Source organism: Catellatospora sp. NPDC049111 (assembly GCF_040648615.1).
Lineage (GTDB): Bacteria > Actinomycetota > Actinomycetes > Mycobacteriales > Micromonosporaceae > Catellatospora > Catellatospora aurea.
In genome coordinates this window covers 120,206-142,136 of the sequence record NZ_JBEZEB010000007.1, presented here as the reverse complement: position 1 = coordinate 142,136, position 21,931 = coordinate 120,206, and the positions used below count along the sequence as shown (strand labels likewise).

Annotated in this window: 19 protein-coding genes; 10 read left to right on the top strand and 9 right to left on the bottom strand. The window is 71.5% G+C overall.

Annotated elements, in window-relative coordinates; genetic code table 11:
* Positions 1–38: 38 nt before the first annotated feature.
* On the bottom strand, positions 39–671 hold the full coding sequence (locus tag AB0B66_RS13010; protein ID WP_360527606.1) for a TetR/AcrR family transcriptional regulator: 633 nt from the start codon (positions 669–671) through the stop codon (positions 39–41).
* Positions 672–779: 108 nt separating this feature from the next.
* Between AB0B66_RS13010 and AB0B66_RS13005 the strand changes: the two genes are divergently transcribed.
* Genes AB0B66_RS13005 through AB0B66_RS12985 form a run of 5 tightly spaced genes read left to right on the top strand, consistent with a single transcriptional unit; the run spans position 780 to position 5,349 of the window.
* On the top strand, positions 780–1,229 hold the full coding sequence (locus tag AB0B66_RS13005; RefSeq protein ID WP_360527603.1) for a MaoC family dehydratase: 450 nt from the start codon (positions 780–782) through the stop codon (positions 1,227–1,229).
* Positions 1,229–2,224 (top strand): NADPH:quinone oxidoreductase family protein, encoded by a 996-nt coding sequence (locus tag AB0B66_RS13000; protein ID WP_360527600.1) that lies wholly within the window; start codon positions 1,229–1,231, stop codon positions 2,222–2,224. The genes AB0B66_RS13005 and AB0B66_RS13000 overlap by 1 nt, the downstream gene beginning before the upstream one ends.
* On the top strand, positions 2,221–3,246 hold the full coding sequence (locus AB0B66_RS12995; RefSeq protein WP_360527597.1) for a phosphotransferase family protein: 1,026 nt from the start codon (positions 2,221–2,223) through the stop codon (positions 3,244–3,246). Before AB0B66_RS13000 ends, AB0B66_RS12995 begins: the two co-directional genes overlap by 4 nt.
* 4 nt (positions 3,247–3,250) lie before the next feature.
* Positions 3,251–4,471 (top strand): acyl-CoA dehydrogenase family protein, encoded by a 1,221-nt coding sequence (locus AB0B66_RS12990; protein WP_360527595.1) that lies wholly within the window; start codon positions 3,251–3,253, stop codon positions 4,469–4,471.
* 2 nt (positions 4,472–4,473) lie between these two features.
* Positions 4,474–5,349 (top strand): alpha/beta fold hydrolase, encoded by an 876-nt coding sequence (locus tag AB0B66_RS12985; protein ID WP_360527592.1) that lies wholly within the window; start codon positions 4,474–4,476, stop codon positions 5,347–5,349.
* 70 nt (positions 5,350–5,419) lie between these two features.
* Here AB0B66_RS12985 and AB0B66_RS12980 read toward each other — a convergent pair whose 3' ends face one another.
* Together AB0B66_RS12980 and AB0B66_RS12975 are read right to left on the bottom strand one after the other, a co-directional pair.
* Positions 5,420–6,334, bottom strand: coding sequence for a helix-turn-helix transcriptional regulator (locus tag AB0B66_RS12980; protein ID WP_360527589.1), 915 nt, complete (start codon positions 6,332–6,334; stop codon positions 5,420–5,422).
* 288 nt (positions 6,335–6,622) lie between these two features.
* Positions 6,623–7,456 (bottom strand): helix-turn-helix transcriptional regulator, encoded by an 834-nt coding sequence (locus AB0B66_RS12975; RefSeq protein WP_360527586.1) that lies wholly within the window; start codon positions 7,454–7,456, stop codon positions 6,623–6,625.
* 166 nt (positions 7,457–7,622) lie between these two features.
* On the opposite strand from AB0B66_RS12975, the gene AB0B66_RS12970 reads away from it, so the two are divergent.
* The gene (locus tag AB0B66_RS12970) at positions 7,623–9,044 is read left to right on the top strand and encodes an aldehyde dehydrogenase family protein (RefSeq protein WP_360527583.1); all 1,422 of its coding nucleotides are present in this window, start codon (positions 7,623–7,625) and stop codon (positions 9,042–9,044) included.
* 98 nt (positions 9,045–9,142) lie between these two features.
* On the opposite strand, the gene AB0B66_RS12965 is transcribed toward AB0B66_RS12970, so the two are convergent.
* The gene (locus AB0B66_RS12965) at positions 9,143–11,080 is read right to left on the bottom strand and encodes a PrsW family glutamic-type intramembrane protease (RefSeq protein ID WP_360527580.1); all 1,938 of its coding nucleotides are present in this window, start codon (positions 11,078–11,080) and stop codon (positions 9,143–9,145) included.
* Positions 11,081–11,274: 194 nt separating this feature from the next.
* Between AB0B66_RS12965 and AB0B66_RS12960 the strand changes: the two genes are divergently transcribed.
* Together AB0B66_RS12960 and AB0B66_RS12955 are read left to right on the top strand one after the other, a co-directional pair.
* Entirely contained in the window at positions 11,275–14,121 is a 2,847-nt protein-coding gene (locus AB0B66_RS12960) for a hypothetical protein (protein ID WP_360527577.1), read from the top strand.
* 12 nt (positions 14,122–14,133) lie between these two features.
* On the top strand, positions 14,134–15,237 hold the full coding sequence (locus tag AB0B66_RS12955) for a hypothetical protein (protein ID WP_360527574.1): 1,104 nt from the start codon (positions 14,134–14,136) through the stop codon (positions 15,235–15,237).
* Between the two features lie 9 nt (positions 15,238–15,246).
* On the opposite strand, the gene AB0B66_RS12950 is transcribed toward AB0B66_RS12955, so the two are convergent.
* The gene (locus tag AB0B66_RS12950) at positions 15,247–15,789 is read right to left on the bottom strand and encodes an SMI1/KNR4 family protein (protein ID WP_360527571.1); all 543 of its coding nucleotides are present in this window, start codon (positions 15,787–15,789) and stop codon (positions 15,247–15,249) included.
* A 140-nt stretch (positions 15,790–15,929) separates the two neighbouring features.
* Here AB0B66_RS12950 and AB0B66_RS12945 point away from each other — a divergent pair, with 140 nt between their 5' ends.
* Positions 15,930–17,507, top strand: a complete 1,578-nt coding sequence (locus AB0B66_RS12945; protein ID WP_360527568.1) for a sugar ABC transporter permease — start codon at positions 15,930–15,932, stop codon at positions 17,505–17,507.
* 20 nt (positions 17,508–17,527) lie between these two features.
* Here the strand turns inward: AB0B66_RS12945 and AB0B66_RS12940 are convergent, their stop codons facing one another.
* Entirely contained in the window at positions 17,528–17,833 is a 306-nt protein-coding gene (locus tag AB0B66_RS12940; protein WP_360527565.1) for a hypothetical protein, read from the bottom strand.
* 21 nt (positions 17,834–17,854) lie between these two features.
* Positions 17,855–18,049 carry a hypothetical protein gene (locus tag AB0B66_RS12935; RefSeq protein ID WP_360527562.1) on the bottom strand — a complete coding sequence of 65 codons (195 nt, stop codon included), beginning with the start codon at positions 18,047–18,049 and terminating at the stop codon, positions 17,855–17,857.
* Positions 18,050–18,227: 178 nt separating this feature from the next.
* Between AB0B66_RS12935 and AB0B66_RS12930 the strand changes: the two genes are divergently transcribed.
* Complete coding sequence (locus tag AB0B66_RS12930) at positions 18,228–18,914, top strand: hypothetical protein (protein ID WP_360527559.1); 687 nt, start codon at positions 18,228–18,230, stop codon at positions 18,912–18,914.
* Here AB0B66_RS12930 and AB0B66_RS12925 read toward each other — a convergent pair.
* Together AB0B66_RS12925 and AB0B66_RS12920 are read right to left on the bottom strand one after the other, a co-directional pair.
* The gene (locus AB0B66_RS12925; protein ID WP_360528243.1) at positions 18,911–19,339 is read right to left on the bottom strand and encodes a roadblock/LC7 domain-containing protein; all 429 of its coding nucleotides are present in this window, start codon (positions 19,337–19,339) and stop codon (positions 18,911–18,913) included. The two genes, AB0B66_RS12930 and AB0B66_RS12925, sit on opposite strands and share 4 nt — an antisense overlap.
* A gap of 23 nt (positions 19,340–19,362) precedes the next feature.
* Positions 19,363–21,777 (bottom strand): nitrate- and nitrite sensing domain-containing protein, encoded by a 2,415-nt coding sequence (locus tag AB0B66_RS12920; protein WP_360527556.1) that lies wholly within the window; start codon positions 21,775–21,777, stop codon positions 19,363–19,365.
* Positions 21,778–21,931: the final 154 nt, after the last annotated feature.

The following is a 21,931-nucleotide window of genomic DNA, read 5'->3' as shown; positions in this document are numbered from 1 at the left end:
CCGTCTGATTTGCAGCAGCGAGGACGGGACCGCCGGCGTCAGCGGGCCTGGACCATGCGTACGGCGAGGTCGGCGTAGAGGGCGCCGATGTCCTCGGGGGCGCGGCGGCCGGAGGTGCGGTACCAGCGGGCCACGTCGACGGTCAGGGAGAGCAGGGCCAGGCCGGTGCCGGGGATGTCGGGCACGTCGAAGACGCCCTGCTCGACCCCATGCTCCAGGGTCGCCCGGACCACCAGGTCCATCTCATGGCGCAGCGCCGTGATCTCGGTCAGGTGTCCCGGTTCGAGGGCGTTGAGCTCGTACGAGATGACGCGGGCCGGGGTGTGGAACAGGGCGTGCCAGGCGGCGAAGTCGCCGATGACGTCGCGTAGCTGCTGCACGGGGTCGTCGCTGCGGGCGGCGGCGGCGCGCAGGGCAACCAGCGAGTGCCGGTGCCCGACCAGGCAGATGCGGTGCAGCAGCTCCTCCTTGGAGCGGTAGTGCACGTACACCCCGGCGGGGCTCATGCCGACGCGGGTGGCGATGTCGCGGGTGGTGGTGGCGTGGTAGCCGCGTTCGGCGAAGGCCTGGACGGCGGCGATGAGCAGCCGCCGGGCGGGTGCCGGGCTGACGTCGTGCCAGGCCCGCTCCAGCATCGCGACCTCGTCGAGGTCGGCGGCGGCGGTGTTCATCGGGGTCCTCCACGGCTCGGGGTGAAGCGTTGACAGCACCCTTCCATACCGGCATCCTAAGCAAGCGCTTACTTAGTTCGCCAGCCTTCACCGTGGAAGGGTTATGTCATGGCCTTCGCCTCCCTGGACGACGTGCGTGCCGCCGTCGGCACCGTCGTCAACACCAGCGAATGGTTGGAGATCGATCAGAAGCGGGTCGACATGTTCGCCGAGGCCACCGGCGACCTGCAGTGGATCCACACCGACCCGGCCCGGGCCGCCGCGGGCCCGTTCGGCACCACCATCGCGCACGGCTACCTGACGCTGTCGCTGATCCCGTTCCTGGCCGGTGACGCGCTGCGGGTGCCGGGCGTGAAGATGGGCGTCAACTACGGCACCAACAAGGTGCGCTTCCCCGCTCCGGTGCCGGTCGGCTCGCGGGTGCGGGCGACGGTGAAGCTGCTGTCGGTCGACGACGTCGAGGGCGGCGTGCAGCTGACCTCGCAGGTGACCATCGAGCGCGAGGGCGGCGACAAGCCGGTCTGCGTCGCCGAGACCGTGTCGCGGATGTACCTCTGATGGCCGCGACGATGCGGGCCTGGCAGGCCGCCGCCAACGGCGAGCCGGCCGACGTGATGAGCCTGGTCGAGACCCTGGTTCCCACCCCGGGCGCGAACCAGCTGCTGGTACGCGTGCGCGCGTCCGCGCTGAACTTCCCGGACGTGCTGCTGGTCCGGGGGCAGTACCAGGTGCGCCCGCCGCTGCCGTTCACGCCCGGCGTGGAGCTGTGCGGTGAGGTCGTCGCGGTCGGGGCCGAGGTCGCCGGGTTCGCCGAGGGCAACCGGGTCATCGGCACCACGGCGCTGCCCTTCGGCGCACTGGCCGAGTATGCGCTGGTCGAGGCCGCGGACGCGTTCCCCGCCCCGGCCGCGCTGGACGACGTGCAGGCTTCGGCGATGCACATCGCGTACCAGACGGGGTGGTTCTCCCTGCACCGCCGGGCGCGGCTGCAGCCGGGTGAGACGCTGCTTATCCACGCGGGCGCGGGCGGGGTCGGCAGTGCCGCGATCCAGCTCGGCAAGGCCGCGGGCGCGACCGTGATCGCGGTCGTCGGCGGGGCCGCCAAGGCCGAGGTCGCCGCGAAGCTCGGCGCGGACCTCGTGATCGACCGCCGCGAGCAGGACTTCATCGCCGCGGTGAAGGCGGCCACCGGCGGCCGTGGCGCGGACGTGGTCTTCGACCCGGTGGGCGGCGACGCGTACACCGGTTCGGCCAAGTGTGTCGCGTTCGAGGGTCGCATCCTCGTCGTCGGCTTCGCGGGCGGCACCGTGCCGACGCCGGGACTCAACCACGCCCTGGTGAAGAACTACTCGATCGTGGGCGTGCACTGGGGCCTGTACCGGCAACTCGATCCGGCGCTGGTCGCGCAGGCGCACGAGACGCTGTGCGGGCTGGCCGCCGACGGGATCGTGCAGCCGCTGATCGGCGGCGTGCTCGGCCTCGACGAAGCCGTGGACGGCCTGACCCGCCTCGGCGCGGGCGAGACCGTCGGCCGCCTGGTGGTGCGACCGTGACCGACCCGAAAGGGCTGGACCTGTCGGCGCTGCGGTCTTTCCTGGACCGGGTGCGTCCCGGGCTGGTCAGCGGGGAGCTGACCGGGGAGCTGATCCCCGGCGGCAAGTCCAATCTGACCTACCGGGTCGCCGACGACGCGCAGCGCTGGGTGGTCCGCCGCCCACCGCTCGGGCACGTGCTGTCCACCGCCCACGACATGTCCCGGGAGTACCGGGTGATCTCGGCGCTGGGCGGGACCCGGGTGCCGGTGCCGGGCACCGTCGCGCTGTGCGAGGACCCCGAGGTGATCGGGGCGCCGTTCTACGTGATGGAGCACGTGGACGGGACGGTGTGGCGTACCGCGGGGCAGACCGCGACCCTGGGGGCCGAGCGCGTCGCTTCGCTGTCGCTGGCGCTGATGGACGTGCTCGCCGACCTGCACGCGGTCGACCCGGCCGCGGTCGGGCTCGGCGACTTCGGCAAGCCGGAGGGATACCTGGCCCGGCAGCTGCGTCGGTGGAGCACCCAGCTGCAGCACTCGCACAACCGCGAGCTGCCCGGCCTGGCCGAGCTGCACGACGACCTGGTCGCGCGGATGCCCGCGCAGGCCGCGCAGGTGTCGATCCTGCACGGCGACTACCGGCTCGACAACTGCATCGTCGGGCCCGGCGACCAGATCGTCGCGGTGCTCGACTGGGAGATGGCCACCATCGGCGACCCGCTGGCCGACCTGGGCCTGTTCCTGTGCTACTGGCGCATGTGGACCGAACCGGTGATGGACGGCCTGTTCGGCGAGGCTCCCCCGACGGGCGTCTTCCCGTCCGCGACGCAGATGGCGGCCCGCTACGCCGCCCGGCGTGGCGCGGACCTGTCGGAGCTGCCCTGGTACGTCGCGTTCGCGCACTACAAGCTCGTCGGGATCCTCGAAGGCATCCACTACCGGTACCTCGCCGGGCAGACGGTCGGCGAGGGCTTCGACCGGGTCGGCGCGATGGTCCCGCATCTGATCAAGCTCGGTCACCGCACGCTGCAGGAGGCGTAAGACCATGGAATTCTCGTACGACGAGCGCACCGAGCAGCTGCGCGCGGAGCTGCTCGACTTCATGGAGCAGCACGTGTACCCGGCCGAGGCCGTCGCCGAGCACCAGCTCGGCGAGATCGCGCCGTGGACCACGCCGCCGGTCGTGGAAGAGCTGAAGACCGAGGCCCGCAAGCGCGGCCTGTGGAACCTGTTCCTGCCGCACCACCCGCTCGGGGCGGGGCTGAGCAACCTGCAGTACGCGCCGCTGGCGGAGATCACCGGGCGCAGCCCGCATCTGGCCCCGGAGTCGATCAACTGCAACGCCCCGGACACCGGCAACATGGAGGTGCTGACCATGTTCGGCACCGCCGAGCAGCAGGACCGCTGGCTCAAGCCGCTGCTCGCCGGGGAGATCCGCTCGGCGTTCTGCATGACCGAGCCCGAGGTCGCCTCCTCCGACGCCACCAACATCACTACCCGCATCGAGCGCGACGGCGACTCGTACGTGATCAACGGGCGCAAGTGGTGGTCGTCGGGCGCGATGAACCCGCGCTGCGAGATCTTCATCGTGATGGGCAAGACCGACCCGACGGCCGACCGGCACCGCCAGCAGAGCCAGATCCTGGTGCCCCGGGACACCCCCGGCATCGAGATCAAGCGCGGCATGTACGTGTTCGGCTACGACGACGGCTGGCACGGCGGCCACGCCGAGATCACCTTCGCCGACGTACGCGTGCCCGCCGCGAACCTGATCGCGGGCGAGGGCGAAGGCTTCGCGATCGCGCAGGCGCGGCTCGGCCCGGGGCGCATCCACCACTGCATGCGGCTGATCGGCATGGCCGAGCGGGCCCTGGAGCTGATGTGCCGGCGGGCCACCGAGCGGGTCGCGTTCGGCAAGCCGCTGTCGGCGCAGGGCGTCGTCGGCGAGTGGATCGCCGAGGCCCGGGTCCGCATCGAGCAGGCCCGCCTGCTGGTGCTCAAGACCGCCTGGCTGATGGACACCGTCGGCAACAAGGGCGCGCACACCGAGATCCAGGCGATCAAGATCGTCGTGCCGGAGATGGCCGGCTGGGTGATCGACAAGGCGATCCAGGTGCACGGTGGCGGCGGTGTCAGCCAGGACTTCCCGCTCGCGCACATGTGGGCCGCCGCGCGTACGCTGCGCCTGGCCGACGGCCCCGACGAGGTGCACAAGGCCTCGCTGGCCAAGCGGGAACTGCGCAAGTACAGCGCGGAGCGGAGCTGACCTTGAAGAGTGCGTACGCCGACCTCGGCGGACCCGTGCACCACGTCGACTTCGGCGGGCCTGCCGGCGCGCCGCCCGTCGTGCTGGTGCACGGGTTGGGCGGCTCGCATCTGAACTGGACGCGGCTCGCGCCGCTGCTGACCCCGTACGCCCGGGTGAGTGCTCTTGATCTGGCGGGGTTCGGCCGCACGGGCGCGGCGGCCGGGCCGACCACGGTCACCGCCAACGCCGAACTGCTGCGGCGCTACCTGACCGAGGTCGTCGGCGAGCCCGCGGTGCTGGTCGGCAACTCGATGGGCGGCATGATCTCCACGCTGACCGCGGCGGCCGCCCCGGACGCGGTACGCGGCCTGGCGCTGGTCGACCCGAGCGTGCCGCTCGCCCCGAAAGTCAAGATCGATCCGGAGATCCGGCGGCTGTTCCTGGTCAACCTCATCCCGGGTGTCGCCGGCTGGGCCATGCGCCGCCGCCTGGCCACCGTGCCCGCCCGGCGGCGCATCGAGGAGACCCTCGCCCTCACCTGCGCCGACGCGTCCCGGGTGCCCGAGCAGATCATCGTCGACGCGGTCGCGCTCGACGAGGAGATGACCGCCGCCAACCCGCGCCGCGACCTGGCCTACCTGGGCGCGAGTCGCTCCCTGCTGCGCCTGCTGGCCCGCCCCGACGCCTACTGGCGCGCCATGGAGTCACTACCCATGCCGGTCCTGCTCGCCCACGGCGTGCACGACCGGCACGTCCCCATCGGTTCCGCCCGAGCCGTCGCCGCCCGCCTGCCCCACTGGACCTACGTCGAACTCGACTCCGGCCACGTCCCCCAACTCGAACACCCCCAAGAACTCTCCGACCACCTCCTCCCCTGGCTCCACACCCTGAAGTAGCCAAAGGAAGGGCACCTTCACATCGCTATCCGTTGTGGAAGGTGCCCTTCCACACCCGTGCGCTCGTCGCTCAGCGGGTTGGCTGGTGGGGGGTGTCGGGGGGCGAGACGGAGGCGGCGGCGGCCTGCTGTGCCGCTTCGGCGCCCAGCCGCAGCCCGAGCTGGAAGCGGTTGGTCACCTGATACCGCTCCATCAGGCCGGCCACGGTGTAGGCGATCGTCCGCATGCTCAGGTCGAGTCTCGTGGTGATGGCCGCGTCGGTATGGCCGTCGGCCAGCAGCACCACGATGGCGCTCTCCCGCGGCGAGAGGCCTTTCGGCGGCATCCACATTCGGGACGGCCTGGACATCTCCCAGTGCTGGTAGAACATGGCGATCAGATCGCTCACCGCCTGAGCCGCCGTGATCTCCCAGTAGCCCTTGCTGCGGTCGGCCGGATCGACCACGATGAAGGCGCTCCGGCGGTCGAAGACGAACAGTTTCATCGGCATGGTCGGCAACTCGCGATAGCGGGCGCCGCGGGCCCGCGACTCGGCCGAGTACCAGGCCGAATCGTCCCCGGCCGAGGCCGGGATGCCGAGGATCAGCCGAGTGACACCGCCCCGGCCTGACACCTTGCGCATCTGCTGGGAGCTCTCCTTGAGCTCGGCGGTGTTGAACGCCGGCTCGGGATTCATGGTCAGGGTCTCGTGGTGCGCCGACTGCAGCACCGTGGACAGCCGCGCCCGGGTGCGGACCATCCCGTCCAGCCGGTGCACCTCGTCACGTGGCAGCCGGCTCAGGTCACCGACCGCCGGCGGGTGGGCGATCCGCGTCAGCCGCAACTGCAGGCGGTGTTGGGCCAGCGTGCTGCGCTGATGCCGATCCCGCAGCACGGCGACGACCTGGGCGGGGTCATGGCCGGTCCAGGTGCGGTCGTCACCGCCGGCCGGACCGTCCGGCGACGCGGCCCCGAGCGCGGCCAGTTCGTCCAGTGCGACCCGCACCTGCGGCGCCTTCAGATCCAGGGACTGGCTTATGTAGTTCACGGTCCGAGGCCCGAACGCGACCAGCAAGCGGTAGATGAGATCCGCGTGCGGTGCGACCCCCCACCTCATCAAGGAGGGCACGACAGCTGCCTGCGGCAAGGTTCCTTCCCCCGTTCACGCCAGTGCCACGCGGCCATCAGCGCGGCATGGAGATCCAATCGCGACGGCGCGGGGAAGGCAAGACCGTCGGGGCCTGCGAGCGTCGAACAGGCCCGGCGCGGCGGGCGACCGCGGCTCCCGAGCGGTTCAGGCGGGCAGTCCGCCGGTGACCGACAGGAACTGCAGCTTCTCGTAGCTCTCGCTGCCCGGCTCGGCGGTGTAGACCAGCAGCTTCTGAGACTGGTCGGGATCGATCAGGGTCTGGCAGTGCAACTCGATCAGGCCGACCTGCGGGTGCCGGATCCGCTTCGCAGCGCAGTACGGGCCGGGGACGGGATGCTCGCGCCAGAGTTCCGCGAACTCCGCACTGCTGCGCAGCAGGGCGTCCGCCACGGTGCCCGCACGCGAGCGCGCGCCGTCGCGGGTGTAGACCCGATGCAGGTCCGCGGTGAGCTGGCGGCTGTGCACCGGGTGGTCGTCCGAGTCGTAGAGGTCGCGCACCGCCGGGTCGGTGAACCACCGGTAGTGCAGGCTGCGCGCGAGCCCGGTGTAGCCGGTCTCGTCGCCCAGCAGCGCCACGGCGAGCCGGGTCTGCCGGAGCGTCTCACCGTGGTCGCTCACCACCTGCGCGGCCGCGTCACCGAGCCCGTCGAAGATGCGCATCATGCCCGGGTTGATGTGGTCGGTCCGCTGCACCCGCTGCGGCACCGGGTGACCGCCGAGGCGGAACAGGTGGTCCCGCTCCTCCAGCGACAGCCGCAGGCCACGGGCGATCGCGGCGAGCATCTGCTCCGACGGATGCGGCCCACGCTGCTGCTCGATCCGGCTGTAGTAGTCGGCCGACATGCCGCTGAGCGCCGCCACCTCCTCGCGGCGCAGCCCGCCGGTGCGCCGCCGCCGTCCCCGAGGCAGCCCCACGTCCTCCGGCTGCAGCGCCTCGCGCCTCGTCCGGAGGAATTCAGCGAGTCGTTCCCGTTGCATGACGCGGCTCCGTTCCTCCGATCTTGCAAACAACGCCCAGGTCAGCCCTGTTTCCGTCGCGACGAGGATCACACCCGGGCAACCCGATCCTGTACGGGGCCGCCGTGCTCAGCCACGGACAGGTTGTGCCTGGTTACGGCCTCGCGACGGCAGCACAGTCGAACCCATGAACAACCCAGCACACACCCCGATCGGCCACTGGATCGACGGCCGCACCGTCGCCGGCTCCGGCGAGACCATCCCCGTGACGAACCCGGCCACCGGCGAGATCGTCGCCGAAGCGCCCGCCGGCACCTCCGCGGACGTGGACCGGGCCGTCGCCGCGGCCCGCGCCGCCTTCCCCGGCTGGGCCGCCACCGACCCGGCCGAGCGGGCCGCCGCCGTGCGGCGCATCGGCGAAGGCCTGCAGGCCCGCGCCGAGGAGATCGCCGTCACGATCACCGCCGAGATGGGCTCTCCGATCGCCGTGTCCCGTACCGCCCAGATCGGCTTCCCGGTCGCCGTGGCGAACTCGTTCGCGGCGCTCGCCGCCGACTTCGCGTGGACCGAGCAGGTCGGCAACTCCCTGATCGTGCGTGAGCCGATCGGCGTCGTCGGCGCGATCACGCCGTGGAACTTCCCGCTCCAGCAGATCGTGTCGAAGCTCGCTCCCGCCCTGGTCGCCGGGGACACGATGGTCTTCAAACCGTCGGAGGTCGCGCCGTTGACCGCGCGAATCCTCGCCGAGGTCACCGCCGAGGCCGGCCTGCCGACGGGCGTGTTCAACGTCGTGTACGGCACCGGTGAGGTCGTCGGCGAGGCGATCTCCGCGCACCCCGACATCGACATGATCTCGTTCACCGGCTCGACCCGGGCCGGACGGCGGATCTCGGCCGTCGCCGCGCAGACCGTCAAGCGGGTCGCGCTCGAACTCGGCGGCAAGGGCGCGAACGTGATCCTCGACGACGCCGACCTGGCCAAGGCCGTCGACAAGGGCCTGATGATGGTGTTCACCAACAGCGGCCAGGTCTGCGGCGCGTGGCCGCGGATGCTGGTCCCCGCGGCCCGCCACGACGAGATCGTCGAGCTGGCGATCGCGGCGGCGGCGCAGTACACCGTGGGCGATCCGACCGACGAGGCCACCCGGCTCGGGCCGATGGTCTCCGAGGAGCACCGGCGCAAGGTCGACGGGTACATCGAGCGCGGCATCGCCGACGGCGCGACGCTGGTGTTCGGCGGCCCGGGGCGGCCCGACGGGCTCGACGGCGCGTACGTCCAGCCGACGATCTTCGCCAACGTCGACCCGGACTCCGCCATCGCCCAGGAGGAGATCTTCGGCCCGGTGCTGACGATCATCCCGTACACCGACAACGACCACGCGGTGGCCATCGCCAACAGCACGATGTACGGCCTGACCAGCGGCGTCTTCGGCGAACCCGAGCACGCCCTGGCCGTGGCCCGCAGGCTGCGCGCCGGTCAGGTCGACATCAACGGCGCACCGTGGAACGCGCTCGCCCCGTTCGGCGGCTACCGCCAGTCCGGCAACGGCCGCGAATTCGGCCACTTCGGACTGGAGGAATTCCTGGAGACCAAGTCCATCCAGAGCTGATCCTGCAGTTTCGGGGAAACTGCACCCATCGCCGAGCACGAAGGGACAGTTTCCCCGAAACTGCAACACGCGGTCCGGGACCGGCTGGGGGGCGAGGCCTAGAGCATCTCGGCGAGGAACTCGGCGAGTTTGGCTTCGGCCTCCGGGGAGCCGGGCCGCAGGTGTTCGTGTGCCTCGCCCTGCTTGTGGCCCTGTTCGAGCCACTTCATGAAGTCGCGCCGCATCTGCGGGTCCTTCAGCTTGCTCTTGAGCCACCCGGAGTCCTCCAGCTCGGCCTTGTTGGCGTCGCTGATGCGCTCCTGGCGCGGCGGCGGGTCGTCCTGGCCGTACTTCTCCTCCCAGTAGTCGTCACCACGGCCGCCGCTGCCGTTGCCGCTCATCATCGCGGCGAGGATCGCCAGCGCCCCGGCTCCGGCAAGGGTGGCCAGGAAGTCGGCCGCTGCGGCGGTGAGCACGAGCTGGAAGCCGCCGCCGGCCAGCGCCGCGAGGCCGAACGGCGGGAACCAGATCATGGCCATCATCGCCAGCAGCAGCGAGGCCAGGAACAGGGTCTGGCTGATCGCGTCGAGAATGTGCGAGGTGAGGATCGGCTGGTCGGGCCCGCCCGCCGCGAGGCCGAGCACGAGGCTGCCGATCCCGGCGGCGATGCTGCCGAAGCCGGTGAGCAGCCTCAGTTCGGCGCGTACGGCGGCGTCCGCGGCGGGGGCGGCCAGCAGCGGTCGCAGCCGCCGGGCGGTGGCGTACAGCTGCCAGCCGAGCCAGCCGAGTCCGGCCACGGAGAAGACCAGCACGAGCGGGAACACCCACGGCTTCGCCAGCAGGCCCTGCACGCCGGAGAAGGTGGGCAGGCTGCCGGGCAGGAAGTACAGCACGGCGGGCACGAGCAGGGCCGCCCATACCAGCAGCGGCAGCCAGGGTTTGATGCCGCGCGGCGGGGTGGTGCCCTCGCGGCGGCGCAGGCCGGTCCCCCGCCACGCCTGCGCGTCGGTGGCGTCGAGGGCTGCGGTCGCCTGGGCCACGACTTGGCGCATCGGGTCGTCGGGGGCCGCCCGGTCGTGGCCGAACAGGGCGGCGCGGCGGGTCAGCGCGTACGCCCAGGTGAGGTAGGGGGTCCAGGGCAGGCCCGCGAAGGCGTGGCCGCCCAGGGCGGCGATCGCGGGGCGGCCCGCCTGCTCGGACGCGGTCAGCGTGTCGGGCCAGGCGCGTTTGCCCGCGAGCAGGGTGCGCCGGTCCAGGAACGTCGCGGCGGCCAGCGCGAGCAGCGGGTACAGCCACAGGGCGTGGCGCAGGAACGCCAGCGGGGTGGCGAGCGCGTTGATGACGCCCGCGCCGTCGGGGTCGGCGACCTCGTGGTTGTACGCGGCGTGGTCGAGCCACGGGAACAGCAGCAGCGCGACACCGGCCAGGCGCCGCAGGGCGCTGCCGCGGATCAGCAGGCCGAGGCCGAGACCGGCCAGGGCACTCCAGACCAGGTGCAGGCTGACCTCAGGGCTGGGCGTGTCGGTGGAGAACGCGTCGATGTACGACACCGGGGTCGGCAGCCAGGAGGTGACCAGGTCGGGCAGGCCCCAGATCTGCACGAAGCTGAACCCCTGCATCCGGGACCAGCCTTCGAACGGCCCGCCGCCGGTGATCGCCGCCGCCTCGTCGGCGTGGCGCAGCAACTGCTCGACTAGCCCGAAACCCGCCCCGCCTGCCGCGCCCAGCAGCAGGAAGTCGGTCAGGCCCCACTGCGCGCGCACCTTGCGGTGCAGCAGGGCGAGCAGCGCGAACGGGGCGATCTTGGCCAGCTCCTCGATGAGCGGGTCGACGGTGTAGCTGGCGGTGCGGACTATCTCGGGCAGGGGGTCGCCGCTGAGCGCGGCCATGCCGCGGGTGTAGAGCAGCTGCAGGCCGAGGGCGAGCATGCCGGCGCCGTAGAGCCCGGCGACGACGCCGAGGACCAGCAGCGGCATCCGCACCGTACGGGTCGCGGAGGCGAGCATCGTCAGCTGCCATACGCCGTAGCAGGCGGCGAACATCATCAGGACCGTCACGCCGCGCACGGTAGCTGACATCGACTACCCCCACTGTCTGGAACCGAACAGCGGGGTCGTCGGTGAACCGATCCCCCGTTCGTGTCCCCGGTCGGGAATCCGGCTCAGCCGAGCTCGGCAGACTCCACTGGACCTACGCTCGGCCGCACTCCATCGGGCGCAGGGATGTCCGGTCGTCATAAGGCGGTGTGACGGTGGCACTCGACGAGACACAGGTCTTCAAGTTCCTCGCCCTGCGGGCGCCGGAGCGGCCGTTGGGCGGGACACCGCCCGACCGGTTCATCCGCGACCCTCGGTCGCTGTCGCGGGAGGGCCGCGGCCGGCTGACGGAACTGGCCCAGCGGCTCGCCGTCGAGCCCGAGGCGGTGCAGGCCTGGCGGCAGCTGGACCTGTCCGCCGTGGACGAGGTGGCGGCGGCCCGGCCACGGCTGCTCGACGTGTACCGGGCGGCGAGCGGCGACCCGGGTGACGGTCTGGCGGCGGCCCGCGCGGCGGGCGTGCCGCAGCCGGCGCTGGATCGCGAGGAGAGGCTGCTCGGCGAGGTCTGGGACGCGGTGCACACCGCCTACATGACGGGCTCCGGGGCGGGGCCGCGGTTGGACGCGCCGGTGCAGGCGCTGCGGGTGCTGCATTTCGTCGCGTCGCTGGCGGACGAGCCGCAGCCCACACCGGCGCGGGCCGTGGCGTTGCTGGAGGCGACCCCACTGGTGCCGGCGGTGCTGCGCGATGCCGTGGCCGAGCACCGGACGACCGCCAGCGCCCGCGCCGACGTCGACGAGTCGCCGATCCGCTCCGAGGCGATCACCCGGCTGATCCACGATCGGGCCGCCGCCCAGCGCCTGCTGGACCGGGTGCAGCGGGCCCGGCCGGCGGCCGCCCGGTTCGAGCAGGGCCCGGCCGGGCAGCGGATCGCGGTCGCGCTGGACACTATGCCCCGGCCGCTGGCCGAACTCACCGACGACGCCGAGGTGGCGCTGCGCGACCGGCTCGGCCTCACCGCGCAGGCGTCGGTGCCCGAGGCGGTGCTCGCGCTGCGCGGGCATCTGTCCGGCCTGGACACACGCGCGTGGGAGCTGCGTACCGACTCCCGATTCACCACCGCGCTGGCCGCCCACGACGGCGTGGACGACATCCGCCGCAGGCTGCCGGCCGCCAAGCCCGACCCGGGCACCGCCATGGACGAGAACGTGATCGGCCGGATCCATCCGCTCGGCATCGGCGACCTGAAGGTGGTCAAGCAGCGGCTGCTGCGCTACGAGGCCGGCGAGGTCGCGCACATCGAGTCGGTGCTGCGGGGCGAGGCCAAGGAGCGGCGGTTCAGGACCCTGCACCGGACCGAGAACACGTTCTTCACCGCCGAGGAGGAGACCCGCGACACCGAACGCGACACCCAGTCCACGGAGCGGTTCGAGGTGAAGCGTGAGGCCGAGCAGACCGTCAAGGAGGACATGAGCGTCAAGGCGGGGCTGTCGGTGACCGGCACGTTCGGCCCGGTCGTCACCACCGCCACCGGGGAGTTCGCGTATTCGACGGCCAAGCAGGAGTCGACGCGCAGCAGCGCGAACTACGCCCGCGAGATCGTCGACCGGTCGGTGAGCAAGGTGCAGACGAAGGTGCGCACGGAGCGGACCGTCAAAACCGTCGACGAGGTCGAGGAGATCAACGACCACCGGCTGGACAACGTCGGCGGCGCCGAGCACATCAGCGGGGTGTACCGGTGGGTCGACAAGCGCTATCGGGCCCAGGTGTACAACTACGGCCGGCGGCTGATGTTCGAGTTCGTGGTGCCCGAGCCGGCCGCGTTCTACCGCGCGGCCCGCACCGCGGCGGCGATCGCCCCGCGGCACGCCACGCCGCCGGAGCCGTTCGTCAACCTGTACGGCGTGCCGCTGACCCCGCGTGACATCACCGAGGCCAACTACGCGACCATCGCGGCCACCTGGGGCGCGAAGGTGTCCCCGCCGCCGCCCGAGTACACGTACGCGCACCTGGCACTGGCCAAGGACAGCGTCGAGATCGCGAAGGCGATCGGGGTCGCCGACGAGAAGTTCGTCATCCCCGAGGGCTACGAGCTGCTGTACTACAGCCTCGCCGTGTCCTTCGTCGGCAAGAACAACCCCGGTTTCGTCGTGCACGTCGGCCGCGACCGGTACGAGCTGCGCAACAGCAACGCCAACAACGCCACCGAGCAGGCGTACCTGTACGGCGACGTGCTCGGGCGACCCGAGGAGATCACTTCGTTCGTCGGCAGTGTCCCGGTCAGCGTGACCGGCTACGACGTGCTCGGCTACGCGGCCAACTTCAACGGCTACTGCCGGCGGCTGACCGGCACGCTCGACAAGTGGCGGCTAGCCACCTACGCGGTGATCTACGACGCGTACCAGGTGCTGCAGGCGGCGTACGACCAGAAGGTCGCACAGGCCGAGGCTGCCGCCGGGATCGTGATCAGCGGGCAGAACCCCGCGCTCAACAAGCAGGTCCAGCAGACGGAGCTGAAGAAGCTGTGCCTGACCCTGCTCACCGGTGAGCACTTCGGCCGCTACCACGCGGTCACCGACCCGCCCGACAAACCCGCGCAGCACCCCGAGGTCCGCATCGACGAGGCGCTGCGCAACGGCCCGATCATCCAGTTCCTGGAGCAGGCCTTCGAGTGGGAGCAGATGACCTACCTGTACTACCCGTACTTCTGGGGCGACAAGCGGCGCTGGGTGGAGGTGCTGCACCAGTCCGACACCAACCCGGTGTTCGCCCAGTTCCTCACCGCGGGCGCGGCCCGGGTGCTGGTGCCGGTGCCGATGGCGTACGCCGACGCGGTCCTGTTCATGCTCAACTGGCCGGAGCCGGATCTCGCCAAACGCGTGTGGCGCGGCGGCGAGCCGGTGCCCTACGACGACCTGATGTACACCTCCATCGTCGACGAGATCAAAGGCCAGACCGACGACCTCGCCGGTGCGACGCCCGAGGGCGACCCGTGGGACTACACCGTGCCCACCACCTTGGTATGGCTGCAGCCCGGCCCCGAACTGCCCGTGTTCGAGTGACGGGCGGCGACGATGACTGGTCTCACGCCGGTGCTGATCTGCCCCGGCATCGGCAAGGACACCCGCCCGGCGGGGGTCGTGTACGGCACCGAGCCCAAGCCGCAGCCTGGCCCGGTCGGCCCCGAAGGCCGCCGGATCATGGAGTGGCAGTGGGCACAGAACGCCATGTTCGCGCACTACTACGCCGACTTCCTGCGTACCCACCCGACGTTCGGGTTCGTGCTCGCCGAGGCCGCCTACGCCAGCCTGCTCACCGGCGTCGACGCGGTGGACGTCATGTTCGGGGAGCTGGCTCAGGACTTCCGCCGCGACCACAAGGCCCGAGGGCTGCTGCGCCCTGACATCCTCGGCGTGTCCGTCACCCCGCACGCCAACCGCTACCGGGTCGACGTGGAGATCCTGGAGGTCACCACGCTGACGCAGGCGCAGAAGACGCACCGCGAGGACGTGCTCTACAAACTCGGCAAGCTGCGCGAAGTCCTCACCGCCCGCGACTTCCTGATCCGCCAGACGCTCTCGGCGCAGAAGCTCGAATTCTCCATCGGGCCGTCGCCGTGGCGGCCGGTCGAGTACTGGAAACGTATCGTGGTGCTGCCGCTGCGGCCGCGCGAGGACGGCAAGCGGTGTGTCGAATGGATCTGCTTCCAGCCGACCTTCATCGAGGGCAACCCGCTCGGCCTGCTGCTCTACGAGATCCACTCCATCCCGCTGGAGGAGAGCCGGATCCCCAAGCCGGTGCTGGACAAACTCGCCGAGCAGGAGCGCGACGAACGCCGGCGCCAGGCGGTGCCGTACGGGCAGACGCTCACGCCGTGGCTCACTCCGCAGTACCTGAACAACCGCCTGCTGGACCGGCAGCAGATGGAGGCCCTCGCCATCGCGTCCGGCGTCGGCATGCTGGCCGTGCTGGGCATCTTCGCCATCGAAGCGGTCGCAGGCATGGCTTTCCTGCAGGTGGCGAGTCAGGCCTGCACGGTGGCTCCGGAAGGACCGGGCATCGTCCGGATCGCGCCGCAGGTGCTCAGGCTCGTGGCCGACGCGCTGCGAAGCACCATGCAGACCGCCAACCAGTGGTACACCGTGCTCGGCGGCCGGCTCGCCGTGCCCGTGCCTTGACCGGAGACGTCAGGCCTCCTCCCAGTCGAGGCGGCCTTTGTGTACCGAGCGGCGGGACTTCAGGAACGGGCTGCCGTAGCGCATCGCCTCGTACGAGCGCGACAGCAGCGCGCCGAGGTCCGGCCAGGTCTTCGGGGCATCGCGGGACTCCTCCGCGGACATGATCGTCACATGGCCATGGGTGTCGCGGTCGCTGTGGTCCACGGCCAGGCACGAACCGCGCCAGCCGGACGCGACCGGCAGCCACTGCCGGTGCCAGGTGTGCCAGTGCCGGTCGGCGTCCGCCGTGATGCGCCGCCGCGATACCGCGATCATGTCGGCGGCGCCGAGGAACACGAACCCCGGCGCGAGACAGAACGCCGGGTTGGCCGCGCCCGCGCCGTTGTGCCAGCCCAGCAGTTCCTCTACCTCTTTGATCAGGTCCACGCCCAGCTGCGCGCGCACCGCCGCGAGCTGGTCGCGGGTGGCCGGCGGCGGCAGGTCGCGCAGGGTCAGCGGCGCGTGTTCGGCCAGCCAGCCGTCGATCGCCGCGAGGGTGGAGGAGAACGGCATGAGGAATTCAAGCACTTCGGGGCCGAGCTGCCTGTCCCCCGTACGCCCGAGGCGCTGCCGGGTTGGGCGATTGCGGACGACTGTCCACTTCGGTCAGATGTGTAGGGCGATGTCGCAGGCGAGCACTATGATCGGCGGCTGTGACCGACACCGCGCCGAAGACCCCTGCCGCCCCCGTTCGCGTGCTGCTCGGCCTGCTCGCCGTCGTTCCGGCGCTCGTGCTGCTGATCAGCGGGTATGTCGTGCCGACCGTGCGGACCGTGCTGGCCAGCTTCACCGACGTGGACATGCTGCGCGAGGACTCGGATCCGGTCGGGCTCGACAACTACTCGGCCACGTTCTCCGACTTCGCGGGCTCGCTGGTCTGGCCGCTGGTTTTCGCCGTGCTGGTGACGCTCACCGCGGTCGGCGCGGGCGGCACGCTGGCCTACCTCGCCGCACGCGCGGGCCGGGCCGGCCGGTGGACGGCCCGGATCGCGTTCGCGCTGCCGATGGCCGCCCTCGCCAGTTCCGGAGCGGCCCTCGCCTGGGTGATCACGTTCGACGAGCCGGACGGGCTGAACCCGCTGCTCGCCCAGTACCTCACCTTCTTCGGGCTCGTCGTCGGCCTCGGCGCGACCACGTACCTGCTGGTATTCCGCCGCTCGACCCGCCCGCGCGACGCCGTGCCCGGCGCGCTGCTGGTCACCGGCGTCATCGCCGCCTCGGCGCTGGCGGTCGGCCTGCAGGCGTTCGGCTTCCCCTACCTGCTGGGCCGGCTGCCCGACGGGCCGCGCCACGCGTCGCCGTCGGTGCTCATCTTCGACAACGCGTACCGGACCTTCCGGGTGGGCATCGCCTCGGCCGACGCGGTCCTGCTGTGGCTGGTGCTGGGCGTGCTCGGCATCGGCATCGGGCTGTGGCTGGTCCTGGCCCGCGCCCGGGTGGTCACCGTGGACCAGCCCGCCAACGAGACGGCTCCGGCCGGCAACGCCGGGTGGCGCGCGGCCGCCGCCGTCGTCACCGGCGTCCTGCTGCTGCTCGGCGTGGCCGGGCTCACCCCGTGGCTGCTGAACTCGGTGAGTTTCGGCACCGAGGCCGTCATCGGAAGCGTCTTCACGCACCTGTCCTACACCTGGCTGCCGCCGCTGATCTCGACCGTCGTCGGGGTGATCGCCGCGGCGCTGGCCGGCTACGGCATCGGTGCGCTGCGGCCGCTCGGCGACCGCAGCGAACTGCTGCTGCTGCCGTTCGCGCCCTGGCTGTTCGTGGGGCTCGCCGGGCTCGCTCCGGACGCCTGGATGCACCGCACCGAGGACGGCAGCGAGTTCCTGTTCCTGATCCCGCCCGCCTCGCTGACCATCCCGGTGCTGTTCGGGTCGGCGCTGCTGTTCCGGGGAGTCCGGTGGAACCTGGCGCTGCCCGTAGTCGGGCTGGCGGGCCTGGTGACGTGGATCGTCCAGGCGCAGGACACCCTGTGGCCGCTCATCGCGGGCTTCCGACCCGACAGCGCCCCGATGCAGGTCGTCGTGATGCAGGCGATCACGAGTTTCGGCTACACCGGCGAAGACGGCGGCATCCCGACCGGCTGGCTGTATCCGCTGCCGATCTGCCTGCTCGTCGCGGCCGTGATCGGCGCGGTGCAGGTCCTGGTGCTGGACCGGCTCGCGCTGCGCACCGGCCGGGGCACTGACGCCGACGCTGCCGAGACCGTGAGCAAGGCTACCGGCGAACAATGACGTCGAGGGCTACGGCCCGATCAACCGTAGCCCTCCATCCACGGAAGGCGCTCAAGTTCGTGGAACCGTCCGGTAGCGCACAGTTCCATCAGCACGGCGAGGCGCGAGCGCGACACTCCGCGCAGATGCCTCGGCGCCTCGTCGACGTCGTCCTCCCAGATGACGAGGCCGCTGGGGAACGCCGACAGGGTCCATCCACCACAGGAGACCCAAACATCGGGATGCTCGTCGTCAACGTACGCATCGAGTTCGGCGATCAGCTCCGGGATCTTGTCCGGCGAGTAGTCCTCGGAGTGTCCGTAGCGGTGGGTGATTGAGGCGGACATGTGTGATGCCGGCTGAGCGCCTTACTGATCAGCCGGACGCCGCAGCCCGAGCCGGACCAGCAGCAGGCCGACGATCGCGGTGATCGGGCCGATGACCGCCCAGATCTTCTGGCCGTTCATGCCACCAGACTGGCCGAGCAGGTCCAGGCCCTGCAGGGTCCAGACGATCCCGGACAGCACCAGCAGCACTCCGAGCACCAGCCACACCCAGCGCATGACCACTCCCACGCGTCGACGAGCGAACGAGCGTTCATCGTCGCACGGGCACGTCTGAGATCAAACAGCATCGGCGAACCGCAACATCGGTACCCTGATGTCGGTCCAGCGAGCTGTACAACTTCTTTGATGTGGTCACATCAAAATTGATGTAGCCGCGCGCAGATACCATCGCGCGATGCCCGTCGAAGTACGCGATCTGGTCCCTGCTTTCCTCGACTTCTGGCAGCAGGCCGCGGAGGCTTCCACTGAGCGGCAGCTCGCGCTGTGGCGGGACTACGTAACCTGCCATCCGGAGGTCGTGCACGACGTGATCCGCGACGGAGGCGAACCGGATCCCGCGCCCGCGTTCGCCCGCTACCCGGAACTCATCGGCCGGATCACGGCCAACGCGCCCCTTGCCACGGGCTGGATCGAGGAGGCCGCCCGGCTGGTGGCCCCGGTGTTGCAGGCGCAGGACCTGACCGTGCCGTGCGTCAGCATGGTCGGGTTGGCCAGGTCGAACGGCTGGGTCAGCGAACTCGCCGGCCGGCACACGCTGTTCCTGGCGGTCGAGCAGGTCCCTGCCGCCGACGCGGCGCGGATCCTCACCACACACGAGATGGCGCACGCCATCCAGCTGCGGCTGCCCGAGGCCCGCGCGGAGATCCTGGCGTGCCTGGACACGACGGAACCCGGCGTCCAGCGGCGCTATCTGAACCTCAACGGCTGGCACCACTTGCCGGACCGGATCGGCTATCTGGTCGGCGTCCGGGCCGTCGGGCAGCTGCGCCGCGCGTACAGCTGGGCAGAGCTCGCGCGCTGGGGCACCGATCGCGCGATGGTGGAACTCCGGCGGGTACTCGCCGGGTGCGCCGAAAGCTAGCCGACGTGCTGCACCTGCGGCAGCGACTGCTGCAGCTCGGCGCGGATCGCCGGGGTGAGCACCTCGCCGGCCTGCTTGCACAGCTTGGCCATCTCGTAGCCGGCCACGCCCACGTCGGCCCCGGCGGCGGTCAGCGAGGCCAGGATCGAGCCGTCACGGATCGGCATCACCAGCAGGAAACCGCGTCCCATCTCGACCACGGTCTGGCGCACCGAGTCGCCGTCGAACAGGCCCGCCGCGCTCTTGGTCACGCTGACCAGGCTCGACGTCACCGCCGCGAACTGGTCGGCGCTGTCGCGCGGCAGCCGGTCCGAGGCGGCCACAAGCAGGCCGTCCGACGAGACGACCACGGTGTGCACGACACCGGCCACGCGTTCGGCGAATCCGTTGATGAGCCAGTTGAAGTCACGTGCCGCTGCGCTGATCGCCATTTGCGTCCACTCTCCTGTCACTTGCCGGCCGGCTGGGTCAGCTGCCGCTCCGCCTCGGTCCGCCCCTCGGCGTCGTCGTGTTCCGGCTCAGGCCCGGTCGGGGCCGTCGGCTCGGTCGGTGCTGGTTGCTCGGTCGCGGCCGGTGGCTCAGGCGCCGCCTCGGGTGACGTCCGGGGTGCGGGCACCGCCGACGGACCCGGGTCCGAGCCGGCGGCGTCCTCGGCCTCGGCACGCCGCACCCCCGCGTAGAGCCTGGTCAGCGTGTCACCGAGCGCGTCCGGGTCGGCCTCGTAGCGGGTGGTCACGGCCTGGGCCGCCTGCGGCACGGACCGGCGGGTACGGGCGGGCAACCCGGCCTTGGTCAGCGCGGGCGGCTGCGGCGCGGATTCGGCCGCGGGCGCGGCATCGATCTGCGCGTCGGCGTCGCGGTTCCACCAGATGCTCGGCGTCCGCCGCTCCGGCGCGAGCACGTCCTCCGATCTGGTCGGCACGCGGCGGCGCAGGCTGGACAGCGCGGCCTCGCCGGTCTCGGCCTCCGGCGGAGTGATGCCGGGCTCGTCGGCGGGCGCGGGCGCGATGAGCGCCTCGGGCAGCACCACCCGCACCGTGACCCCGCGGATGCCGGAGGTCAGCTGCACGGTGATGCCGTGCCGCCGGGCCAGGTGTCCGACCACGACCAGGCCCATCCGTTCGGCGGCCGAGGTGTCGATACTGACAGGTTCGGAGACCTGCTGGTTGGCCTCGGCCAGCAGCTGCGCGGACATGCCGATGCCGTCGTCGGCGACGACCAGCTCGGCCGAGCCGTCATCCAGCGCGTGGCCGCGCACCTGCACCGTGGTGTCGGGCGGGGAGAACGCGGTGCCGTTCTCCAGCAGCTCGGCCAGCAGGTTGACGACGTCGGCGACGGCGTGGCCGACGACGAAGACCCCGTCGGGGGTGTCGTGGTGGACCCGCTGGTAGTGCTCGACCTCGGCGGTCGCCGCGAGCACGATCGTGTTGAGGTCCTTGGGCCGGTTCCAGTGCCGGGCGGTGTCCCCGCCGGCGAGCACGAGCAGGTTCTCGTCGTTGCGGCGCAGGCGGGCCGCGAGGTGGTCCAGGCGGAACAGGTTGCCGAGCTTGTCCGGGTCGACTTCGGCCGACTCCATCGTGTCGAGCAGCTGGAGCTGCCGCTCGACCAGGGTCTGGCTGCGCCGGGACAGCTTGATGAAGATCTCGTTGACGTTGCGCCGCATGCTGGCCTGCTCGGCGGCCAGGCGCACCGCACTCAGGTGTACGGCGGTGAACGCCTCGGCGACCTCGGCGACCTCGTCCTGCGAGCCGACCACGATCGGCTCGACGTGCACCGGCGGCGCGGCGGTCGGGGCCAGCCGAAGCTGCTCGATGACGCTGGGCAGCGCGACCTCGGCGACGACCAGGGCCTGGGCCCGCAGCGAGCGCAGTGTCGAGGCCATGTTGCGGCCGATCACGATGGACATGAGCAGTGCCGCGAGCAGCAGCACGATGGTGACCAGCGAACCGAACAGGGTGGTCAGCCACTGGCTGCCGCTGGCCGCGGCGACCGCTTCTGACGCGCCGGCCAGCAGGTCCTGCTCGACGGTGCGCAGCTGTTCGAGTTCGGTGGTGCTGGCCGACCACCACTGCTGCGGGTCGACACCGGCTTCGGGGTCGGCGGCGACGATCGTCTCGGCGAGGCGGTTGGCATTGCGCACGGCCTGGCCGGCGACGACGTCTTCGAACCGGGCGACCTGCGCGGGGTCGGCGTCGGCGCGGAAGGCCGCCAGCGCGGCCTGCCGCTGGGCGCGGGCCTGCGCGATGCGGGTGCCGGGCGCGGACTCGAAGGCAGCGCCGTAGCAGAGCATGTACAACCGGCCGCGGATCTGCGCGGTGAGTTCCTTGGCGAGGGCGAGGTTGCTGAAGCCGCGCACCAGGCGGCCCAGCGCGGCGTCACCGCCGACGTCGGCGGGGGTCGGCAGCAGCGCGTGCAGTGAGGCGATGACGCCGGAGTAGGCGTCGAAGGCGGCCTGGGCGCGCAGCCAGCCACCGGCGACCCCGGCGCGCAGCCGGGCGACCTCGTCGAGCCGGTCCTGGGCGGCCCGGTAGGGCACGGCCAGCGCGGCTTCGGCGGCCAGTTCCGCGGCAGCCGATCGCCAGCGCGCCGCGGCGCGGTCCACGGCGGTGCGCTCGGGGGCCAGCCCGGCGACGTCCCGGGCCGGGGCGCCGCCCGCCGACAGCGAGACCAGCATGCCGACGGTGCGGTCGCGTTCGTTCTGCAGCTCGTGGACCAGGGTGGTGACCTCGTCGCCGAGGGAGACCTGGCGGGAGAAGGCGTCGAGGTCCGTGGCGGTGCGTACGGAGTCGGAGATCTGCACACCGGCGACCACCAGGAAGCCCAGCAGCGGCACGGTGAGCACCGCGGCGAGCTTGGTCGGCACCCGCCAAAGCCGCGTACGCAGCGGCGATGAGCGGCGATGCGCCCCGGTCGCCCGCCCGCTGCGACGCCCTTGATCCGTCACCGGACGACCTCCGTACACTTTGCTCAGTCCACATCAGAGTGATCTAGGTCTTGCTGCGTACATCTAACCGTCG

Excerpts from the sequence above, each read along its gene's own strand:
- AB0B66_RS13010 (WP_360527606.1), bottom strand. The coding sequence starts at position 671 with ATGAACACCGCCGCCGCCGACCTCGACGAGGTCGCGATGCTGGAGCGG.
- AB0B66_RS13005 (WP_360527603.1), top strand. The coding sequence starts at position 780 with ATGGCCTTCGCCTCCCTGGACGACGTGCGTGCCGCCGTCGGCACCGTC.
- AB0B66_RS13000 (WP_360527600.1), top strand. The coding sequence starts at position 1,229 with ATGGCCGCGACGATGCGGGCCTGGCAGGCCGCCGCCAACGGCGAGCCG.
- AB0B66_RS12990 (WP_360527595.1), top strand. The coding sequence starts at position 3,251 with ATGGAATTCTCGTACGACGAGCGCACCGAGCAGCTGCGCGCGGAGCTG.
- AB0B66_RS12975 (WP_360527586.1), bottom strand. The coding sequence starts at position 7,456 with ATGCAACGGGAACGACTCGCTGAATTCCTCCGGACGAGGCGCGAGGCG.
- AB0B66_RS12970 (WP_360527583.1), top strand. The coding sequence starts at position 7,623 with ATGAACAACCCAGCACACACCCCGATCGGCCACTGGATCGACGGCCGC.
- AB0B66_RS12955 (WP_360527574.1), top strand. The coding sequence starts at position 14,134 with ATGACTGGTCTCACGCCGGTGCTGATCTGCCCCGGCATCGGCAAGGAC.
- AB0B66_RS12950 (WP_360527571.1), bottom strand. The coding sequence starts at position 15,789 with ATGCCGTTCTCCTCCACCCTCGCGGCGATCGACGGCTGGCTGGCCGAA.
- AB0B66_RS12940 (WP_360527565.1), bottom strand. The coding sequence starts at position 17,833 with ATGTCCGCCTCAATCACCCACCGCTACGGACACTCCGAGGACTACTCG.
- AB0B66_RS12935 (WP_360527562.1), bottom strand. The coding sequence starts at position 18,049 with ATGCGCTGGGTGTGGCTGGTGCTCGGAGTGCTGCTGGTGCTGTCCGGG.
- AB0B66_RS12930 (WP_360527559.1), top strand. The coding sequence starts at position 18,228 with ATGCCCGTCGAAGTACGCGATCTGGTCCCTGCTTTCCTCGACTTCTGG.